Origin of the sequence: Devosia indica (assembly GCF_003056405.1) — a bacterium.
Taxonomy (GTDB): Bacteria; Pseudomonadota; Alphaproteobacteria; order Rhizobiales; family Devosiaceae; genus Devosia; species Devosia indica.
In genome coordinates this window covers 312,962-329,151 of sequence record NZ_PYVZ01000001.1, presented here as the reverse complement: position 1 = coordinate 329,151, position 16,190 = coordinate 312,962, and the positions used below count along the sequence as shown (strand labels likewise).

Genomic DNA, 16,190 nt, shown 5'->3' with positions numbered 1-16,190 from the left:
CTGGCCACCTTGTGCCTACGGTCTTCACAGCCTAGCTAAGCGGGACCATTCCCTGCGCGAGGCTCCCATGAAAAAGATCGGCTTTCTCTCCTTTGGTCATTGGAGCCCCTCGCCCAATTCGGGCACCCGGACGGCGGGCGATGCGCTGCTGCAATCGATCGACCTGGCGGTGGCGGCCGAGGAACTGGGGGCCGATGGCGCCTATTTCCGCGTGCATCACTTTGCCCGCCAGCTCGCCTCGCCTTTTCCGCTGCTGGCGGCGGTGGGCGCCAAAACCGAAAAGATCGAGATCGGCACAGCCGTGATCGACATGCGATACGAAAACCCGCTCTACATGGCCGAGGATGCCGGGGCGGCGGACCTGATTTCCGAGGGGCGCCTGCAATTGGGCATTTCGCGTGGCTCGCCCGAACAGGTCATCGATGGCTGGCGCTATTTCGGCTATGAGCCGGTCGACGGGCAGACTGACGCGGACATGGCGCGGCTCAATGCGGAAATTTTCCTCAAAGCGCTGACCGGTCAGGGCTTCGCCCAGCCCAATCCGCGCCCCATGTTCCCCAACCCGCCCGGCATGCTGCGGATCGAACCCTATTCCGAGGGCCTTCTTGAGCGCATCTGGTGGGGCGCGGCCAGCGACGCAACGGCCATCTGGGCCGCCAGGATGGGCATGAACCTGCAGTCCTCGACGCTCAAATTCGACGAGAGCGGAAAACCCTTCCACATCCAGCAGGCCGAACAGATCCGCGCCTATCGCGCGGCCTGGAAAGAGGCTGGCCACACCCGCGAACCGCGCGTCTCGGTCAGCCGCTCGATCTTTGCCCTCGTCAATGACCAGGACCGCATGTATTTCGGCAGCGGCCGGCCCGAGGAAGACCAGTTCGGCTATATCGAGCCGGAAAAGCGTGCGGTGTTCGGGCGGGGCTACACCGCCGAACCGGACAAGCTGATCGAGGAATTGAAGCAGGATCAGGCCATCGCTGAAGCCGATACGCTGCTGCTGACCGTGCCTAATCAGCTTGGTGTCGACTATAACGCCCATGTCATCGAAAGCATTCTCAAGCACGTCGCGCCGGGTCTGGGCTGGCGCTAGGGCAGGCTGAAAGCCGATCCGGCGCAGCCATTGGAATGCCAATAGCGGTCCACCGGCGTAAAGCGTCCGGTGGCCAGCCGCTCCACCTCCGCAGCAAAGGCCATGGCGCGGCATTCATCCGCGCCGGCCACCACATGCACCATTTCGTGCAGGATGGTCAGGCGCCGCAAGGCCGCCGTGCCCTCCTCGGAAAACTGCCGGCAAACGACCAGCGGTACCACCCCGTCCCGTGGCGGCAAGGGGACATAGGCGGCAAAGCGGGCACAGCCCGAGCCGCTTGCGCCGGTCTCCAGCGCAACGGCCAGATTGCCGCCCCAATGCGATGAGGTGAACTGCCCCAGGGTCAGCGCGTCACGATAGGCGGCAATGTCCACCCCGAAGCGCGTCGTCCCAAGCTGCGGTTGCGCCTGTTCGAAGGCGGCAATGGCATCATTGAACGCGGTCTGCACGGCATCCGCCCGCGCCGGACTGGCAGCGAGGGACAACAGGAGGCCGGCGAGAATGGCGGTCAACAGGCGCATGGGTGCTGTCGTGCCGGGCAATTGCGGCATTGGCAAGAGCTGTGACGCGACGGCCACACTCGGGCGGGAGGGAGCCGATGGCCCATAAACCGGCCACATTTGGCGCGGACAAGCGTGCACATGTGCTGCTGGGCGGCAAAGAGCGTATGGCCGGTCACAATCCACCGATCTTAACCTCCCGCTTACCATTTGTTTCCCTTGATGAACGAACAGGGTAGAAGCAGCGTGATCCTTTTCTTCACTAGGTTTGCCTGATGGATTTCCGCATTTCGGCCGATGACCGCGTTGGCGCCCCCAAGGGCCGCCAGAACAAGACGCAGGCGCGTCCTGCAGCCGGGGGCGCGCGTGTCGAGCCGTCCATGGGCCAGACCATGGCTTTTTCCGTCGATGAAACCCGCCCCGGTGGCAATGGCGGTGGCGGCAAGCCCCCCAGGACGCCGAAAAAGCAGCCGCGCAAGGGCAAGGCCGAACCGGCCCGCAACCGCAAGAAGAAACGCGGCGGCGGCCTGCTGATGGGGCTGCTCTGGTGGGGCTTTGTCGCCTGTCTGTGGGGCGGCATCGCCGTGATCGGCGTGATTGTCTATTACGGTGCCCAACTCCCTTCGTCCGACACCTGGGCCATTCCCGAGCGCCCGCCCAATATCCGTATCCTGGCAGCCGATGGGAGCCTGATCTCCAATCGCGGCCAGACCGGCGGCGAGGCCATCACCTTCCGCGAACTGCCCCAATATGTGCCCGCGGCCTTCATCGCCTCGGAAGACAGGCGCTTCATGAGCCATTTTGGCGTCGATCCGATCGGCCTGCTCTCGGTCGGCCTTGAAATGATCGAAGCGCGCGGTGTGACCCGCGGCGCCTCCACATTGACCCAGCAGGTGGCCAAGAACCTGTTCCTGACCCCCGACCAGACCCTGGGCCGCAAGGTGCAGGAGGCGATCCTGGCCATCTGGCTTGAGCAGAACTTCACCAAGGAAGAAATCCTCGAGCTCTATATGAACCGGGTCTATTTCGGGCAGGGCGCCTATGGCATCGAGGCGGCGGCCCAGACCTATTTCGGCGTTTCGGCGCGCAATCTCTCGCTGGGCCAGGCGGCAATGCTGGTGGGACTGCTGCCGGCGCCGTCCGCCTATAATCCCAAGACCAATCCCGAGGTGGCCAAGGAACGCCAGCAGATCGTTCTCAACCTGATGGCCCGGGAAGGCTACATCACCAGTGCCGAAGCCGATGCGGCCCGCATCGACCCCAACCAGACCATCCGCACCGTGGTGGCAGGTTCGGAATCCTATGTTGCCGACTGGGTCGAAAGCCTGATGACCGCCTATATCGGCGAGATCGAGGGCGACGTGGTGGTCCAGACTACCATCGACTACAAGATGCAGAAGGATGCCGAATTCATCGTCAAGGAGGCCGTGGCCAATGAAGGCGAGAAGCGCGGCTTCTCCCAGGCCGCCCTGGTGGCCATGGATGTCGATGGCACCGTGCGCGCCATGGTCGGTGGCGTCGATTATCAGGCCAGCCAGTATAACCGCGCCGTGACGGCGCGGCGCCAGCCTGGCTCCACCTTCAAGCCCTTCGTCTACATGGCGGCCATGGAAAAGGGCTATACGCCCGAGACTTTGGCCGAGGACGCCCAGTTCGACTACAATGGATGGAGCCCGCGCAACGCCTCGGGCAAATATGCCGGCACCGTCACCTTGCGTCAGGGCCTGGCCTATTCGCTCAACACCATTGCCGCGCGCCTGGCCATCGATGTCACCCCCGAAAAGGTGATCGAAGTGGCCATGCGCATGGGCATTTCGTCCAACCTCACGCCCGTACCTTCGATCGCGCTGGGCACCCAGGAAGTGAACCTGCTCGAATTGACCAGTGCCTACGCGCCCTTCGCCAATGGCGGCATGGGGGTCATTCCCAATGTCATCACCCAGATCACCGACGTCCAGGGCAATGTGCTTTACCAGGCCTCCGATGCCGGTCCGGGCCGTGTGGTCGATCCCAATGTGCTGGCCGAGATGAACGACATGCTCAAGACCGCCGTCGAGGTGGGTACGGGCCGCGGCGCCAACCTGGGCGGCTGGGACTTTGGCGGCAAGACCGGCACCAGCCAGAACGCGCGCGACGCCCTGTTCGTTGGCTATACATCGGCCATGGTCACCGGCGTCTGGCTGGGCAATGACAATGACACCCAGACCACGCTCTCGGGTGGCAATGTGCCGGCCAATATCTGGTCTGACTTCATGACCAAGGCGCATGAGGGCCGCTCACCGGCACCCATTCCAGGCGGGTCCTATGCCGGCCAGCTCATTGCCCAGCAATTGATCGATCCCAATACCGGCATGCCTGCCATTGATCCGGCCACTGGCCAGCCCATGGTGCAATATGTCGATGGCGGCACCGGCGAGCCGGTGCAGACCACCACGGACCCGGCCACCGGGCAGGTGATTGCCATCGACCCGGCCACCGGTGCACCACTTGAGGGACTGGCGCCGGTTGACGGCCAGGTGGCCAATGCCCCGGCTTCGACCGGGCTCGGCGGGTTTGATCCCAACACCGGCCTGCCGGTCCAGCAGATCGACCCCAATACCGGCCTGCCCATCGATCAGGGCCAGATCGTGCAATATGACGCCAATGGCCAGGCCATCGACCCGGTGACTGGCTTCCCCCTGCAGCAGCAGAACAGCAATGGCTTTGGCCAGGCGCCGATTGATCCCGAAACCGGCCTGCCCATGACCCTTGTTGTTGATCCGGCCACTGGCCAGCAGGTCTGGGTGCCTTCGGCGCCAACCTCGCAGCAACCGCAGGATCTTGCTCAGCCGCAGGGCCAGATCGTGCCTCCTGGCCAGGTGCAGCAGCAGCCGGTCTACCAGGAAGAGCGCTCCCAGCGCACCCTGATGGATCTGATCTTCGGCAATTAGGTTCGCTGACCTGAACAGAAAAAAAGCCCCGGGCGTGACCTGGGGCTTTTTTTGTGTCGGCAGGTGTGCGCAGCAAGCGGCCCGGGGCTACACCACCACGATCGGTGCGCCATTGGGCACGCGCTCATAAAGATCCATGACATCCTGGAACAACAGGCGCACGCAGCCGGACGAGACCGCCTTGCCGATCGAGGCCACGTCCATGGTGCCGTGAATGCGATAGAGCGTGTCGCGATTTCCCTGATGAATATAGAGCGCACGGGCGCCCAGCGCATTGAGCAGGCCGGGGGGCTGGCCGTTGCGGTAGATTTCAAGCTCGGGCTGCCGCTCGATCATTTCAGCCGGCGGGGTCCAGACCGGCCATTTGCGCTTATAGGCAATGTGACCCTCGCCGCTCCATTCAAACCCGGCGCGCCCCAGGCCCACGCCATAGCGCATGGCCCGGCCCTCGGGCATGGTGAAATAGAGAAAGTAATTGGCCGTATCGACCACCACGCGCCCGGCGGGCTCGCCGGTCGGGTTGGCCACTTCCTGGCGCCAATAGGCCGGGTTCATCAGCGAAATATCGGCTGCCGGAACCGGGTGTTCTTCCTCCGGCCGGGCGGCATACATGGCCAGAATGTCCAGCGGGATCGTGGGGCGAACGGGCGTTGCGGCGGCAGTGGCCAGCCGGGTGGTGCCGCTGGTCGAGCAGCCGGCAAGGGTCAGGGCGCCAAGGCCGGCAAGACCAGCCAGTACGGCGCGGCGCGACGGGGTCGCGTCGGAAACATAAGACATGAAACTATCCTTGGCCTGCATAAGCAGGCGCTGAGCGTGAATGAGGGGTTCAACGAAGCGCTCAGGCGGATATGGGGGGACGGAGCGGCAGGATGGCCGGCCAGTCCGGCGCTGTCCGATCAGGCGCCTCCAGGGGCCCTTCGGCCTCAAGACCAGAAGGCAATTGGGGTCCGCAAGCCTCGATTGCGTGATGCGAGCCGCAGGGCAGCATGAGACCTGCACCCAGGTCGATCTGTCCGCGCTGGACCTGCACCACCACCGGGATCGGTCTGTTGTCGGCGTCGACATGGTTGAGCACCACGATCGGGGTGGCGACATAGCGATGCGCATTGGCCGTCGTGGCGCCCAGAACGGAGGCCAGAGCCAGGAGAACCGCGATGAAGACCACGAAATGACGCATGAGACGCTGATAGGGAGCAGATTGCGGCAGCATCGGGGCAGGCGCCCGATTATTGCCTGGTGGCGGGCGCTTGCCAGGCCATCAGTTCGCGACCGTGTGCTTTTAGCCACGCCCGGCCCCGGTCCATATCGGGCAAGGTCCGCGCAACGGTGGCCCAGAAGGCGGGGGAGTGGTTCATCTCCACCAGATGGGCCACCTCATGGGCCGCCACATAGTCCAGCACATGTGGCGGGGCCAGGATCAGCCGCCAATTATAGTTGATTGTGCCGCTTGAAGAGCATGACCCCCAGCGGCTCGACTGGCTGCGCAGCCGCACCTGCTTGACCTCGACGCCCAGCCGCCCGGCATGGAAAGCGCTTTGTGCCGTCAGATCAGCCAGCGCCTCGGATTTGAGCCAGTCATACAGCCGGCGCGGCTGATGGGCCGTGTCGCCGGGCACGCGCAGCACCGGTTCGGCATCGCTGCCGCCGGTCTCGACCCGGCCGCGCAGGGCCCCGGTGGCGACCACCAGATGCGGCACGCCGCGCAGGGGCAGGCGCGCGCCAGCCTCCAGCCTTTGCGCCAGCGCCGTGCGGGGCAGGCGCGCCGCCAGCCAGTGGCGATGCCGGTATAGAAACGCCTCGGCATCGGCCCAGCGTGCCCCTTCGGGCAGGGTCAGCAGAGGGCCGGCGGCCGGCAGGGACAGGCGGAAGCTCCGCGCCCGCTTGGACACCTTGACGGCAATGCTCACCTCGACGCCGTCAAGCGTGAGTTGGGTGGTCCGTGGCGGCGGGGTGCGTTGGCGCAGAAAGGAGAACATGGTGACCGGATCGGCATCAGCTCCGGCCAGTGTAACCGGATTCGCGCGGCGAAAGAGGGTGGCAACACCAAAAAAGGCGCCCCTTGCGGGGCGCCAGTTGTCATTGGAGGACAGGGAAGTCGGAAAGCACAACGGCTTACTGGCCGTTATTGTTGCTCCAATTATTGTTATTCTGGTCGTTCTCGCCATAGCCCTGGCGCTGGCCGCGATGTTCGCCCATGAAGCGGTCGAATTCCTCGCGGTCCTTGGCCTTGCGCAGATTGGCCATATATTCGTGGAACGCGTCGATCTCGGCATCGAGCCGGGCGCGCTCTTCCTCGAGGCGCTTGAGTTGCTCGGCACGGTATTCATCGAAGGCGGCATTGCCCGACGAGCTGAACTCGTTGCGGCCAAAGCCGTGATGCTTGTGATTGTTGCGCATATAGCCACACCCCTTGTTCCAGTAAGCCTGGGCCTTTTCGGCAGAGCCGCCGAATTTTTCGCCCCAGATGATATAGGCCAGCATCGCCAGGCCGAGCGGCCAGAAGATGATGAAGCCAAGGACCATGAGGCCGATGGTCAGCGGGGACCATTGCGGTTTGATGATTGCAGTGTTCATATTCGTTCGTCTCCCAGTCACGATGAGTCTCAAATGGCCCGTCATGGGTCAGGATCAAGCATGTGCCTGTCGATTTTTGCGCTTGAAATCGGCGGATTCGCTCCCTATGCGCCACAATTGAAAGCCTTGGAGTGAGCAGCATGACGGACCAGACCCTGCCCCAACTGCCACTGCCCTCGAGCTGGCGCCCCCTGCGCCTGCAGACCCTGGTGATCCTGCGCTGGCTGGCGGTGATCGGGCAGACCATCGGCGTACTTTTCGTCAATTGGGGCCTGGGCTTTCCGCTGCCGCTGTTCGAATGCCTGGCGCTGATCGGGCTCTCCGCCGCGTTCAATATCGGCCTCACCTTTCGCCTCGGGCCGCATTATCGGCTCTCCTCGCGCATCGCTGCGCTGCAACTGGCGTTCGATCTCTGCCAGCTCGGCGGGCTCTTGGCCCTGACCGGCGGGCTGGAGAACCCCTTCGCGCTGCTGCTTTTGGCGCCGGTCTCGGTTTCCGCCACCTCGCTACCGAAACGCCAGGCCTTTCTGGTGGCGCTGCTGGCCGCCGTGATCGCCTCGGTGCTGGCGATTCTTCACCTGCCGCTGCCCTGGGAGCCGGACCAGCACATCGTTTTCAACCGCATCTATGTGATCGGCATCTGGGTTTCGATCATTTGCGGCGTGGTGTTCATCTCCGCCTATACCAATCGCGTCGCCCATGATTCCCGGCAGATCGCCGATGCGCTGGCGGCCACAGAACTGGCCCTGTCGCGGCGCGAGCAGCTTTCCGCGCTTGATGGGCTGGCGGCGGCCGCCGCGCATGAACTGGGCACGCCGCTCTCCACCATTGCGCTGGCCGCCAAGGAAATGCGCGCCGAGGTCGACAAGGACAGCCAACTGGCCGAGGACGTGGAGCTGATCATTGCCCAGGCGGCGCGTTGCCGGGCGATTCTCGCCAAGCTGCGCAATCTGGGCAGCGAACCGGCCGATCTCTTCGCCGAGGCGCCGCTGCCCGATATTCTCGATGAGGTCGCCCGGCCCCATGAAGGACGCGGCAAGGTCATCCTGTTCGATGCCGCCGAGACGGCAGGGCCGCCACCGGTGTTTCCCCGCAGCGTGGGCCTGCTCTATGGCCTGGGCAATCTGATCGAAAACGCCACCGACTTTGCCGCCCAGACCGTGCGGATCGAAAGCGGCTGGGACCAGCATGCCATCACCGTCTCGATCATCGATGATGGCAAGGGCTTCGCCCCCGAACTGATTGCCCGGCTGGGCGAACCCTATCTCACCAGCCGCCCGCGCGACCCGGCAGGCAGCGACGCACATCAGCCCGGCGGGTTGGGCCTGGGCATTTTTATTGCCAAGACCCTGCTTGAGCGAACCGGGGCCCGGCTCACCTTCGATAATGCAAAGCCCAGCGGGCATGCCCGGGTGCGCATCACCTGGTCCCGAAGCGCAATCGAGTGATCGGAACACTTCGTTTTGACGTAGGGTGAGCAAAGGAATATTGGAAAAGCCATGGACACGATTGAAGACCTTCTGGCTGCCGATCCGAGCCTTTTGCTCGTTGATGATGATGCAGCCTTTTTGAGCCGCCTCGAACGCGCGATGACGCGCCGGGGCTTTGAGGTGCGCATTGCCGGCACGGTCGCCGCCGGGCTGGCCGCCGTCACCGAACGTCCGCCCGCCTATGCCGTGGTCGATCTTCGCCTCGAGGACGGCAATGGCCTGGATGTGGTGTCGGCCCTGCACCAGAAGCGCGCCGATGCCCGCGCCGTGGTGCTGACCGGCTATGGCAATATCGCCACCGCCGTGACGGCGGTGAAGCTCGGGGCGATGGACTATCTTTCCAAGCCCGCCGATGCCGATGACGTCATCAACGCGCTGCTGGCGACCGGCGAGGACAAGCCCGAGCCGCCGGAAAACCCGATGTCGGCCGACCGGGTGCGCTGGGAGCATATCCAGCGGGTCTATGAACTGTGCGATCGCAATGTTTCCGAGACCGCGCGCCGGCTCAACATGCATCGGCGCACCTTGCAGCGTATCCTGGCCAAGCGCGCGCCGAGATAGGTCCCTCTGCTCCTCCCCCTGTCAGGGGGAGGCCGGGTGGGGTTGCCGTCACTTCGCAAACAGCGTCTCGAAACCCCCAAAGATCATCCGCTTGCCATCGAATGGCATTTCGCCGAACTGCTGCATGGCCTCGGGCGCCATCATCTTCCGCATCGCCGCGTCACGGGTCGCCTTGTCGGGATATTCGATCCAGGAGAAGACGACGACTTCGTCGTCCTTGGCCTGCACCGCGCCATAGAAATCGTTGAGCTCGCCCCTGGGGACATCGTCGCCCCAATTCTCCACCACGCGGGTGGCGCCCCATTCTTTGAGTATTTCCGCCGCCCGGGCGGCATGCGCGACATAGGCTTGCTTGTTCGCCTTGGGAACGGCGGTCACCATGCCATCGATATAGGCCATTTCGGGTCTCCTCTTGCTGGGCGGCAAATGCCGCGATTGGCGCATGCGGTTGCTGCGCCTGCCTCGACTCCGACGAATGGGACAGGCTAACCTCGACACGCATCGGCGAAAAATGAGGAGCCTGGCCATGACTGTCACCCTTCACTTTCATGGCGCGGCGGGCACGGTCACCGGCTCGTGCTATCGCGTGGTGCATCCGGGCGGGCAGTTTCTGGTCGATTGCGGCCTGTTTCAGGGCAACAAGAGCGTGCGCGAGCTCAATCTCAAGCCGACCCCCTTCGACCCCAAGGCCATCGACTTCCTGCTGTTGACCCACGCCCATATCGATCATGCCGGGCTCCTGCCCAAGCTCTATGGCGAGGGCTGGCGCGGGCCGATGTGGATGACCGGGCCGACCGCTGGCCTTTTGGAGTATCTCCTGCCCGATGGGGCCGGGATCCAGGAGAGCGAAGCGGAACGGGAAACGCGCAAGCGCTCGCGCCGTGGCGAAGAACCGGTCAAGCCGCTCTACACCATGGCCGATGCCGAGGAGGCCCTCGCCCACCGCGAGATCTGCGCCTATGACGAATGGATCGAGCCCGGCCCCGGCGTGCGGGCGCGGTACTGGAATGCCGGCCATATCATCGGCTCGGCTTCGATCGAGGTAGAGGTTCAGGACAGTGACGGCAAGCCGGTGCGGCTGATGTTTTCGGGCGATATCGGGCCGGACGAAAAGGTGTTCTACACCGAGCCCGAAGGCCCCTCGGGGTTCGACTATATTCTGTGCGAAAGCACCTATGGCGGCCGCGACCGCGCTGAATATACGCTTGAGGAGCGCCGCGAAACGCTCAAGACCGAGATTCAGCAAGCGCTCGGGCGCGGCGGTAATCTGATCATTCCCACCTTTGCCGTCGAGCGCAGCCAGGAATTGCTGCACGATATCGGCACGCTGATCAAAATGGGCGAGATCGATCCGCAATTGGTGGCGCTGGACAGTCCTCTGGCCAGCAAGGTCACCGGGGTCTATCGGAAATACGCAAAAATGTTCGAGGACACCGAGCTCAGCGCCGATGAGCTGTTCAACGACAAACGCTTCCGCATCATCGAGGCGGTCGAGGATTCCAAGGGCCTCAACGCCATCAAGGGCGGCGCCATCATCATGTCGGCCTCCGGCATGGCCGATGCCGGGCGCATCAAGCATCATTTGCGCAACAATCTGATCCGCGCCAATGCCACGGTGCTGTTTGTCGGCTATCAGGCGCCCGGCACGCTGGGCCAGATCATTCTTTCGGGGGCCAGGGAAGTACGCATCCATGGCTCGGTGATCCCGGTGCGGGCCACCATAAGGTCGATGGGCAACTATTCTGCCCATGCCGATCACTCCGAGCTGATGGACTGGATCCAGAGCCGCTTGCCCGCCCATGGCGCGCTGTTCCTGACCCATGGCGAGGATGAAGAGCGCAATGCGCTGCGCGACGCCCTGATTGCCGCGGGCAAACTGGGCGGCGACCAGGTGGTCTTGCCCCAGCTCGACGATTTCTTCGAGCTGACGGCGGCCGGCATTCGTGCGGCCAGGGCACCGGCAGAGCGGCGGGTCGATCTCAAGCAGATGCCGTCGGACTGGCACAATGCTTTCTCCGATTTCACCATTCGCCTCAGCCAGCGCCTGCATGCCTTGCCCGATGCGGACAAGCTCGCCTTGATGCAGGCGCTGCAGGCCGAACTCTCCGCGCAGGGCGCGGACCCCAGCCCCAGGGGACGGCCCACGCCGATCACCCCGGTCGAGACGGCGGGGCATGACGCTTGAGGGGCGGCCACCCTTCTTCCTTCTCCCCTTGAGGGAGAAGGTGCCCCGAAGGGCGGATGAGGGGTTGATGCCTCTCATGGCCCCGGATGTTGTTGATCGGGCGGACCCCCTCACCCGTCTCCCTCAAGGGGAGAGGGGAGCATCCCGCCCTTTCCCGCCTTCCAATTCCTCCACCCTGGCTGCCAGCTCCTGCACGGCCCGCACCAGCGGGGCGATGAACTGGTCGTAGCGCAGGGCTTGCTGGCTCTGCGGGTCGCTCGGATTGGCCAGAACGTGGCCGCCAAAATCGGTGTCGAGACCCGCCGCGACTTCGGCCACCTGCTGGGCGATGAGCCCATAATGACTGCGCCCGTCGCCGCCTTTCCATTCGAACCGCACCGGAGCGAGCAGGCGAATGAAGTCAAGCCCCAGATCGGTGGGGGTGATGGCGGTCTTGTGCCGCGCGTCCGAGGTCTGGATCGTGCCGCTCGCCGACCATATTGCGGCCCAGCGCGCGCCGCTGTCCCCCAGGGTCTGCGTGTTGTCGCCCACCGGGTTCAGCGCCCCGGCGACGCGCAGCTCGGCGGTGTTGGCTGCAATGGTGATCGCATCGGTCCAGGTTGCGCCATCGGGGCTGACCTTGATGCGCCAGTCATTGTCCCCCATCAGCCCCATTTCGGCCCGGCCCGACCAGTTGGCCTGGAACAGCAGGCTCGCCGTATCGGTGCCGGCGGCCTTGTTGAGCTTGAGCTGGTGCCCGGCCCCGTCATGGGTCAGCAATGTCGCCGCCGAAGCCACGGCCAGCCGGTTGGTGAGATCGGCGCTGGTGTTGACGCCCAGTTGCGGCAGGCCTGCGCCGGTGGCAGCCACGGCCACCCAATCGGTTCCGGCAAAGACCAGCAGGGTGCCGCTGGCCCGGTCGAACACCTGCCAGCCCTCGGCCGGGTCATGAAACATCCAGGCGCCGGCCTGCCAGGCGGCGATTTCGTTGCTGTGACCGGCCCAGGCGCCGGTCGCGCCCGATGGCACGATCCAGGCTTCGCCGGGTAGCGGCGAGACGGGCGGCGCGGTGACCTGTGTGGATTCCACGACCGGCTGCACCAGGGCGTCGAGCCGGTTGAGGGCGTCATTATGGGTAATGTGCTTGAGCGCCTGCCCCGACATGATGAAGGGCAGGGCAAGGCGGGATGTTTGATCCATGAGAAAAGACTCCAGTCGTGAACTGGAGCCTAATGTGCGACCGGTGGCGCCCGCGGGGATAACTCGACGATCAGACCGTTGCCACCCGGCGCCTTTGCGTGGCGATGAAGGCCAGGATGAAGCAGATACTCATCAACAGGACGATGGTCGGCGCCGGGGCGCTGTCGAGAAAGAAACTGGCATAAACGCCCACCAGGCTGCAGCCCACCGAAACGCCCATGGCCACCAGCAGCATCACCCCGAAGCGGCGGGTGATGAGAAAGGCGATGGCGCCCGGGGCAATCAAGAGGGCAATGACCAGGATCATCCCCACTGCCTGGAGGGCGCCCACAATGGTCAGCGAGATCATCGCCAGGAGCCCATAATGGAGCAGGCGCGTGTTGAGCCCGATGGCGCCGGCCTGCTGCGCATCGAAGATGAACAGCATCAGATCGCGCCATTTGGCGCCGATCACCAGGACCACGGCCAGGGCGATGATGACGGCCAGCAGAATGTCGGCCCCGTTCACCCCGAGCATATTGCCGAACAGGATATGATCGAGATGCACATCGGTGGTGATGGCGGTGTAGAGCACGATGCCCAGGCCAAACAGGCCCGCAAACACCACGCCCATCACCGTGTCTTCCTTGATCCGGCTATGCTCCTTGAGAAAGCCCACCGAAAGCGCGCAGACCATGCCGGCGATAAAGGCGCCAATGCCGATCGGCAGGCCCACCACATAGGCCAGCACCACGCCGGGCAGCACGGCATGGGAAATGGCATCGCCCATCAGCGACCAGCCCTTGAGCACCAGAAAGCAGGAGAGCAGGGCCGTGGGCACCGCCACCAGCACGGCGATCACCATGGCCTGCACCATGAAGGACAATTGGAATGGCCAGAGCGCCATTTCATACCAGGCCATCAGCGCGTCTCCTCGGCCAGGCGCCGTCGCGCGGCCAGCCAGCCATGCTTGGGCGCAAAGACAAAGGCGGTGAGGAAGACCAGGGTCTGCAGCACCACGATGATGCCGCCGGTGGCCCCATCAAGGAAATAGCTCAGATACGCACCGATGGACGAGGACAAGACGCCCACTGCAATCGCGATCAGGATGAGGCGGGGAAACCGGTCCGACAGCAGATAGGCCGTGGCGCCCGGCGTCACCACCATGGCGATGACAAGAAAGGCCCCGACCGTCTGCATGGCGGCAACCGTGGCGGCGCTCAGAAGGGTGAAGAAAATCGCCTTGAGCCATGTGGTCCGGAGCCCGATGGAGCGCGCATGGCTCTCGTCGAAAAAGGTGACCATCAGATCCTTCCAGATCACCAGCATCACCGCCAGTGTCACCACTGAAATCAGCACCAGTTGCAGCGTGTCTTCCGGCGTGATGGCCAGGATATTGCCCAGGACGATCGATTGCACGTCGACCGAAGTGGGCGAGACCGACACCATGAACAGGCCCAGCCCGAAAAAACCGGTAAAGATCAGCCCGATGACGGCGTCTTCGCGCAATTTGGTCCGCTGGCTGAGGAACAGCATGGCGCCGGCGGCAAGGCCGCCCGAGAGGAAGGCGCCAAGCGAAAAGGGCAGGCCCAGCATATAGGCCCCGGCCACGCCCGGCACGATCGAGTGCGACAGCGCGTCGCCGATCAGCGACCAGCCCTTGAGCATCAGATAGGCCGACAAGAAAGCGCAGACGCCGCCGACCAGGGCGGACACCCACATGGCATTGACCATGTAATTGTAGGAAAACGGCTCAAGCAGCGTGGCGATCATTTCTCGCGGCTCGACTGCTGGTGCTCTTCCTTGCCCTTTTCGCCATAAAAGACCAGCGGGCGTTCATCATCGGTCAGCACCGAGAGATGGCGCGGATCGTCATCGGCATGCAGGCCCTGGCCGGAGAGCACGAAATGGCGCAACACGCCGCCAAAGGCTTCTTCGAGCTTGTCACGGGTGAATACTTCCGATGTCGGGCCATAGGCCAGTACCGTGCCCTTTACCATCACGGTGCGGTCGCAGAACTCGGGCACCGAGCCCAGATTATGGGTGGAGACCAGGATCACCTTGCCCTCGTCGCGCAGATCGCGCAGCAGGGCGATGATGGCGTCCTCGGTCTGGACGTCGACCCCGGTGAAAGGTTCGTCGAGCAGGATGACATCGCCTTCCTGCGCCAGCGCCCGGGCGAGGAACACGCGCTTTTTCTGCCCGCCGGACAATTCGCCGATCTGGCGCTTGGCATATTGGGTCATGTTGACCCGGCCAAGGGCCGCAGCGACCTTTTCGCGGTCGATGGCGCGGGGAATGCGCAGCATGTTCATGTGGCCGAACCGCCCCATCATCACTACGTCTTCCACCAGCACCGGAAAATTCCAGTCCACATCCTCGGACTGGGGCACATAGGCCACCCTGTTCTGGCGCTGGGCCTGCCGCCCCGCCTGTCCGAGAATGGAGATCGTGCCGCTGACCACCGGCACAAAACCCATAATGGCCTTGAAAATGGTCGACTTGCCTGCGCCATTGACGCCAACCAGCGCGGTGATCGACCCGCGCGGGCTGGTGAAGCTGGCATGCCTCAGGGCTGTGGTGCCGTTGCGATAGGCAACGGTGATGTCGTTGATCGCAATGCCGGGGCCTGCATTGTCTTTCACTGGGTCAATCCTGCAGCAATGGTTTGCGTGGTCACTTTGAGCAGATCGAGATAGGTGGGAACCGGCCCGTCCGCCTCGGACAGGGAGTCAACATAGAGCACGCCGCCATATGTCGCGCCAGTCTCGCGCGCCACCTGCTCTGCCGGCTTGGACGAAATCGTGCTCTCCGAGAAGACCACCGGAATATCGTTTTCACGCACCGCGTCAATGACATCGCGCACCTGTCGCGGTGTGCCTTGCTGGTCGGCATTGATCGGCCAGAGGTAAAGCTCCTTCAGGCCAAAATCGCGCGCCAGATAGGAAAAGGCGCCTTCCGAGGTGACCAGCCAGCGCTGCTCCTCGGGAATGGCCGCCAGGGCCTGGCGGATCGGCTCGACCGTGGCGGTGATCTCGGCGGCATAGGCTGCTGCATTGGCATTATATGTTTCGGCATTGGCCGGATCGGCCTCGGCGAAGGCGGCGCGGATATTGTCGACATAGACCAGGGCGTCGGTCGGCGACATCCAGGCGTGCGGATTGGGCTTGCCCTCATAGGGCCCCTCGCCAATGCCGATCGGCTCAATGCCTTCGGTCAGCACGACGCTGGGCACATCGGGCAGATTGTCGAGGAACTGGGTGAACCATTGCTCGAGGTTAAGCCCGTTCCAGAGCACCAGATCGGCATCCTGTGCCCCCACCAGGTCACCCGGCGTGGGCTGGTAATTATGGATCTCGGCGCCCGGCTTGGTGATCGAGACCACATCGGCCGCATCCCCGGCAACATTCTGGGCCATGTCGGCCAGAATGGTGAAGGTCGTGACGGCCTTGAGCCGCTCCTGCGCCATTGCGGGCAGGGTCATGGCAGGTAAGGTCATGGCCAGGGGGGCGGCGAGCAAAAGGGCAGACAGCAGGCGGCGGCGCATGGGCAACTCCAGATACGAACGGCCTTACAGATAATGCAATTGCAAATCATTCGCAAGTAGTGCATTGCGAATTGATCTCGACGCGCTTACGGCCAGCTTGCGGCTGCCGATCACTTGCCGGTTGACGAGGCGTCACGGAAATGGAAAAGCGAGCC

16 protein-coding genes are annotated in these 16,190 nt (G+C 63.9%); 5 read left to right on the top strand and 11 right to left on the bottom strand.

The genetic code is table 11. From position 1 onward, the window contains the following. The first annotated feature begins 67 nt into the window (after positions 1-67). On the top strand, positions 68-1,090 hold the full coding sequence (locus DDE76_RS01635) for an LLM class flavin-dependent oxidoreductase (protein WP_104892494.1): 1,023 nt from the start codon (positions 68-70) through the stop codon (positions 1,088-1,090). Here DDE76_RS01635 and DDE76_RS01630 read toward each other — a convergent pair. Continuing rightward, positions 1,087-1,611, bottom strand: coding sequence for a hypothetical protein (locus DDE76_RS01630; protein WP_104892493.1), 525 nt, complete (start codon positions 1,609-1,611; stop codon positions 1,087-1,089). The two genes, DDE76_RS01635 and DDE76_RS01630, sit on opposite strands and share 4 nt — an antisense overlap. A 254-nt stretch (positions 1,612-1,865) precedes the next feature. Between DDE76_RS01630 and DDE76_RS01625 the strand changes: the two genes are divergently transcribed. After that, the gene (locus tag DDE76_RS01625) at positions 1,866-4,520 is read left to right on the top strand and encodes a transglycosylase domain-containing protein (RefSeq protein WP_104892492.1); all 2,655 of its coding nucleotides are present in this window, start codon (positions 1,866-1,868) and stop codon (positions 4,518-4,520) included. 87 nt (positions 4,521-4,607) lie between these two features. Here the strand turns inward: DDE76_RS01625 and DDE76_RS01620 are convergent, their stop codons facing one another. The 4 genes from DDE76_RS01620 to DDE76_RS01605 all read right to left on the bottom strand — a co-directional run bounded on the left by DDE76_RS01620 (position 4,608) and on the right by DDE76_RS01605 (position 7,094). Further along, positions 4,608-5,297 (bottom strand): L,D-transpeptidase, encoded by a 690-nt coding sequence (locus tag DDE76_RS01620; protein ID WP_104894807.1) that lies wholly within the window; start codon positions 5,295-5,297, stop codon positions 4,608-4,610. A 61-nt stretch (positions 5,298-5,358) separates the two neighbouring features. Further along, the gene (locus tag DDE76_RS01615; protein ID WP_104892491.1) at positions 5,359-5,730 is read right to left on the bottom strand and encodes a hypothetical protein; all 372 of its coding nucleotides are present in this window, start codon (positions 5,728-5,730) and stop codon (positions 5,359-5,361) included. A gap of 16 nt (positions 5,731-5,746) precedes the next feature. After that, positions 5,747-6,496, bottom strand: coding sequence for a M48 family metallopeptidase (locus DDE76_RS01610; RefSeq protein WP_157955620.1), 750 nt, complete (start codon positions 6,494-6,496; stop codon positions 5,747-5,749). Positions 6,497-6,632: 136 nt separating this feature from the next. Next, positions 6,633-7,094, bottom strand: a complete 462-nt coding sequence (locus DDE76_RS01605; RefSeq protein WP_104892489.1) for a DUF2852 domain-containing protein — start codon at positions 7,092-7,094, stop codon at positions 6,633-6,635. Between the two features lie 140 nt (positions 7,095-7,234). Here DDE76_RS01605 and DDE76_RS01600 point away from each other — a divergent pair, with 140 nt between their 5' ends. Both DDE76_RS01600 and DDE76_RS01595 read left to right on the top strand, forming a co-directional pair. Further along, positions 7,235-8,542 (top strand): ActS/PrrB/RegB family redox-sensitive histidine kinase, encoded by a 1,308-nt coding sequence (locus DDE76_RS01600; RefSeq protein WP_104892488.1) that lies wholly within the window; start codon positions 7,235-7,237, stop codon positions 8,540-8,542. Between the two features lie 51 nt (positions 8,543-8,593). Beyond that, complete coding sequence (locus DDE76_RS01595) at positions 8,594-9,145, top strand: ActR/PrrA/RegA family redox response regulator transcription factor (protein ID WP_104892487.1); 552 nt, start codon at positions 8,594-8,596, stop codon at positions 9,143-9,145. A gap of 48 nt (positions 9,146-9,193) precedes the next feature. On the opposite strand, the gene DDE76_RS01590 is transcribed toward DDE76_RS01595, so the two are convergent. Beyond that, positions 9,194-9,544 (bottom strand): DUF1428 domain-containing protein, encoded by a 351-nt coding sequence (locus DDE76_RS01590; RefSeq protein ID WP_104892486.1) that lies wholly within the window; start codon positions 9,542-9,544, stop codon positions 9,194-9,196. A 127-nt stretch (positions 9,545-9,671) separates the two neighbouring features. On the opposite strand from DDE76_RS01590, the gene DDE76_RS01585 reads away from it, so the two are divergent. Next, positions 9,672-11,330, top strand: coding sequence for an MBL fold metallo-hydrolase RNA specificity domain-containing protein (locus DDE76_RS01585; RefSeq protein WP_104894806.1), 1,659 nt, complete (start codon positions 9,672-9,674; stop codon positions 11,328-11,330). Positions 11,331-11,453: 123 nt separating this feature from the next. Here DDE76_RS01585 and DDE76_RS01580 read toward each other — a convergent pair whose 3' ends face one another. The 5 genes from DDE76_RS01580 to DDE76_RS01560 form a co-directional block, all read right to left on the bottom strand. After that, positions 11,454-12,509, bottom strand: a complete 1,056-nt coding sequence (locus DDE76_RS01580; RefSeq protein WP_104892485.1) for a DUF2793 domain-containing protein — start codon at positions 12,507-12,509, stop codon at positions 11,454-11,456. A gap of 70 nt (positions 12,510-12,579) precedes the next feature. Then, on the bottom strand, positions 12,580-13,410 hold the full coding sequence (locus DDE76_RS01575; RefSeq protein WP_104892484.1) for a metal ABC transporter permease: 831 nt from the start codon (positions 13,408-13,410) through the stop codon (positions 12,580-12,582). Continuing rightward, positions 13,410-14,261, bottom strand: a complete 852-nt coding sequence (locus DDE76_RS01570) for a metal ABC transporter permease (RefSeq protein ID WP_104892483.1) — start codon at positions 14,259-14,261, stop codon at positions 13,410-13,412. The genes DDE76_RS01575 and DDE76_RS01570 overlap by 1 nt, the downstream gene beginning before the upstream one ends. Continuing rightward, positions 14,258-15,142 (bottom strand): manganese/iron ABC transporter ATP-binding protein, encoded by an 885-nt coding sequence (locus DDE76_RS01565; protein ID WP_104892482.1) that lies wholly within the window; start codon positions 15,140-15,142, stop codon positions 14,258-14,260. The genes DDE76_RS01570 and DDE76_RS01565 overlap by 4 nt, the downstream gene beginning before the upstream one ends. Beyond that, positions 15,130-16,035, bottom strand: coding sequence for a metal ABC transporter substrate-binding protein (locus DDE76_RS01560; protein ID WP_104892481.1), 906 nt, complete (start codon positions 16,033-16,035; stop codon positions 15,130-15,132). The genes DDE76_RS01565 and DDE76_RS01560 overlap by 13 nt, the downstream gene beginning before the upstream one ends. Between the last annotated feature and the right edge of the window lie 155 nt (positions 16,036-16,190).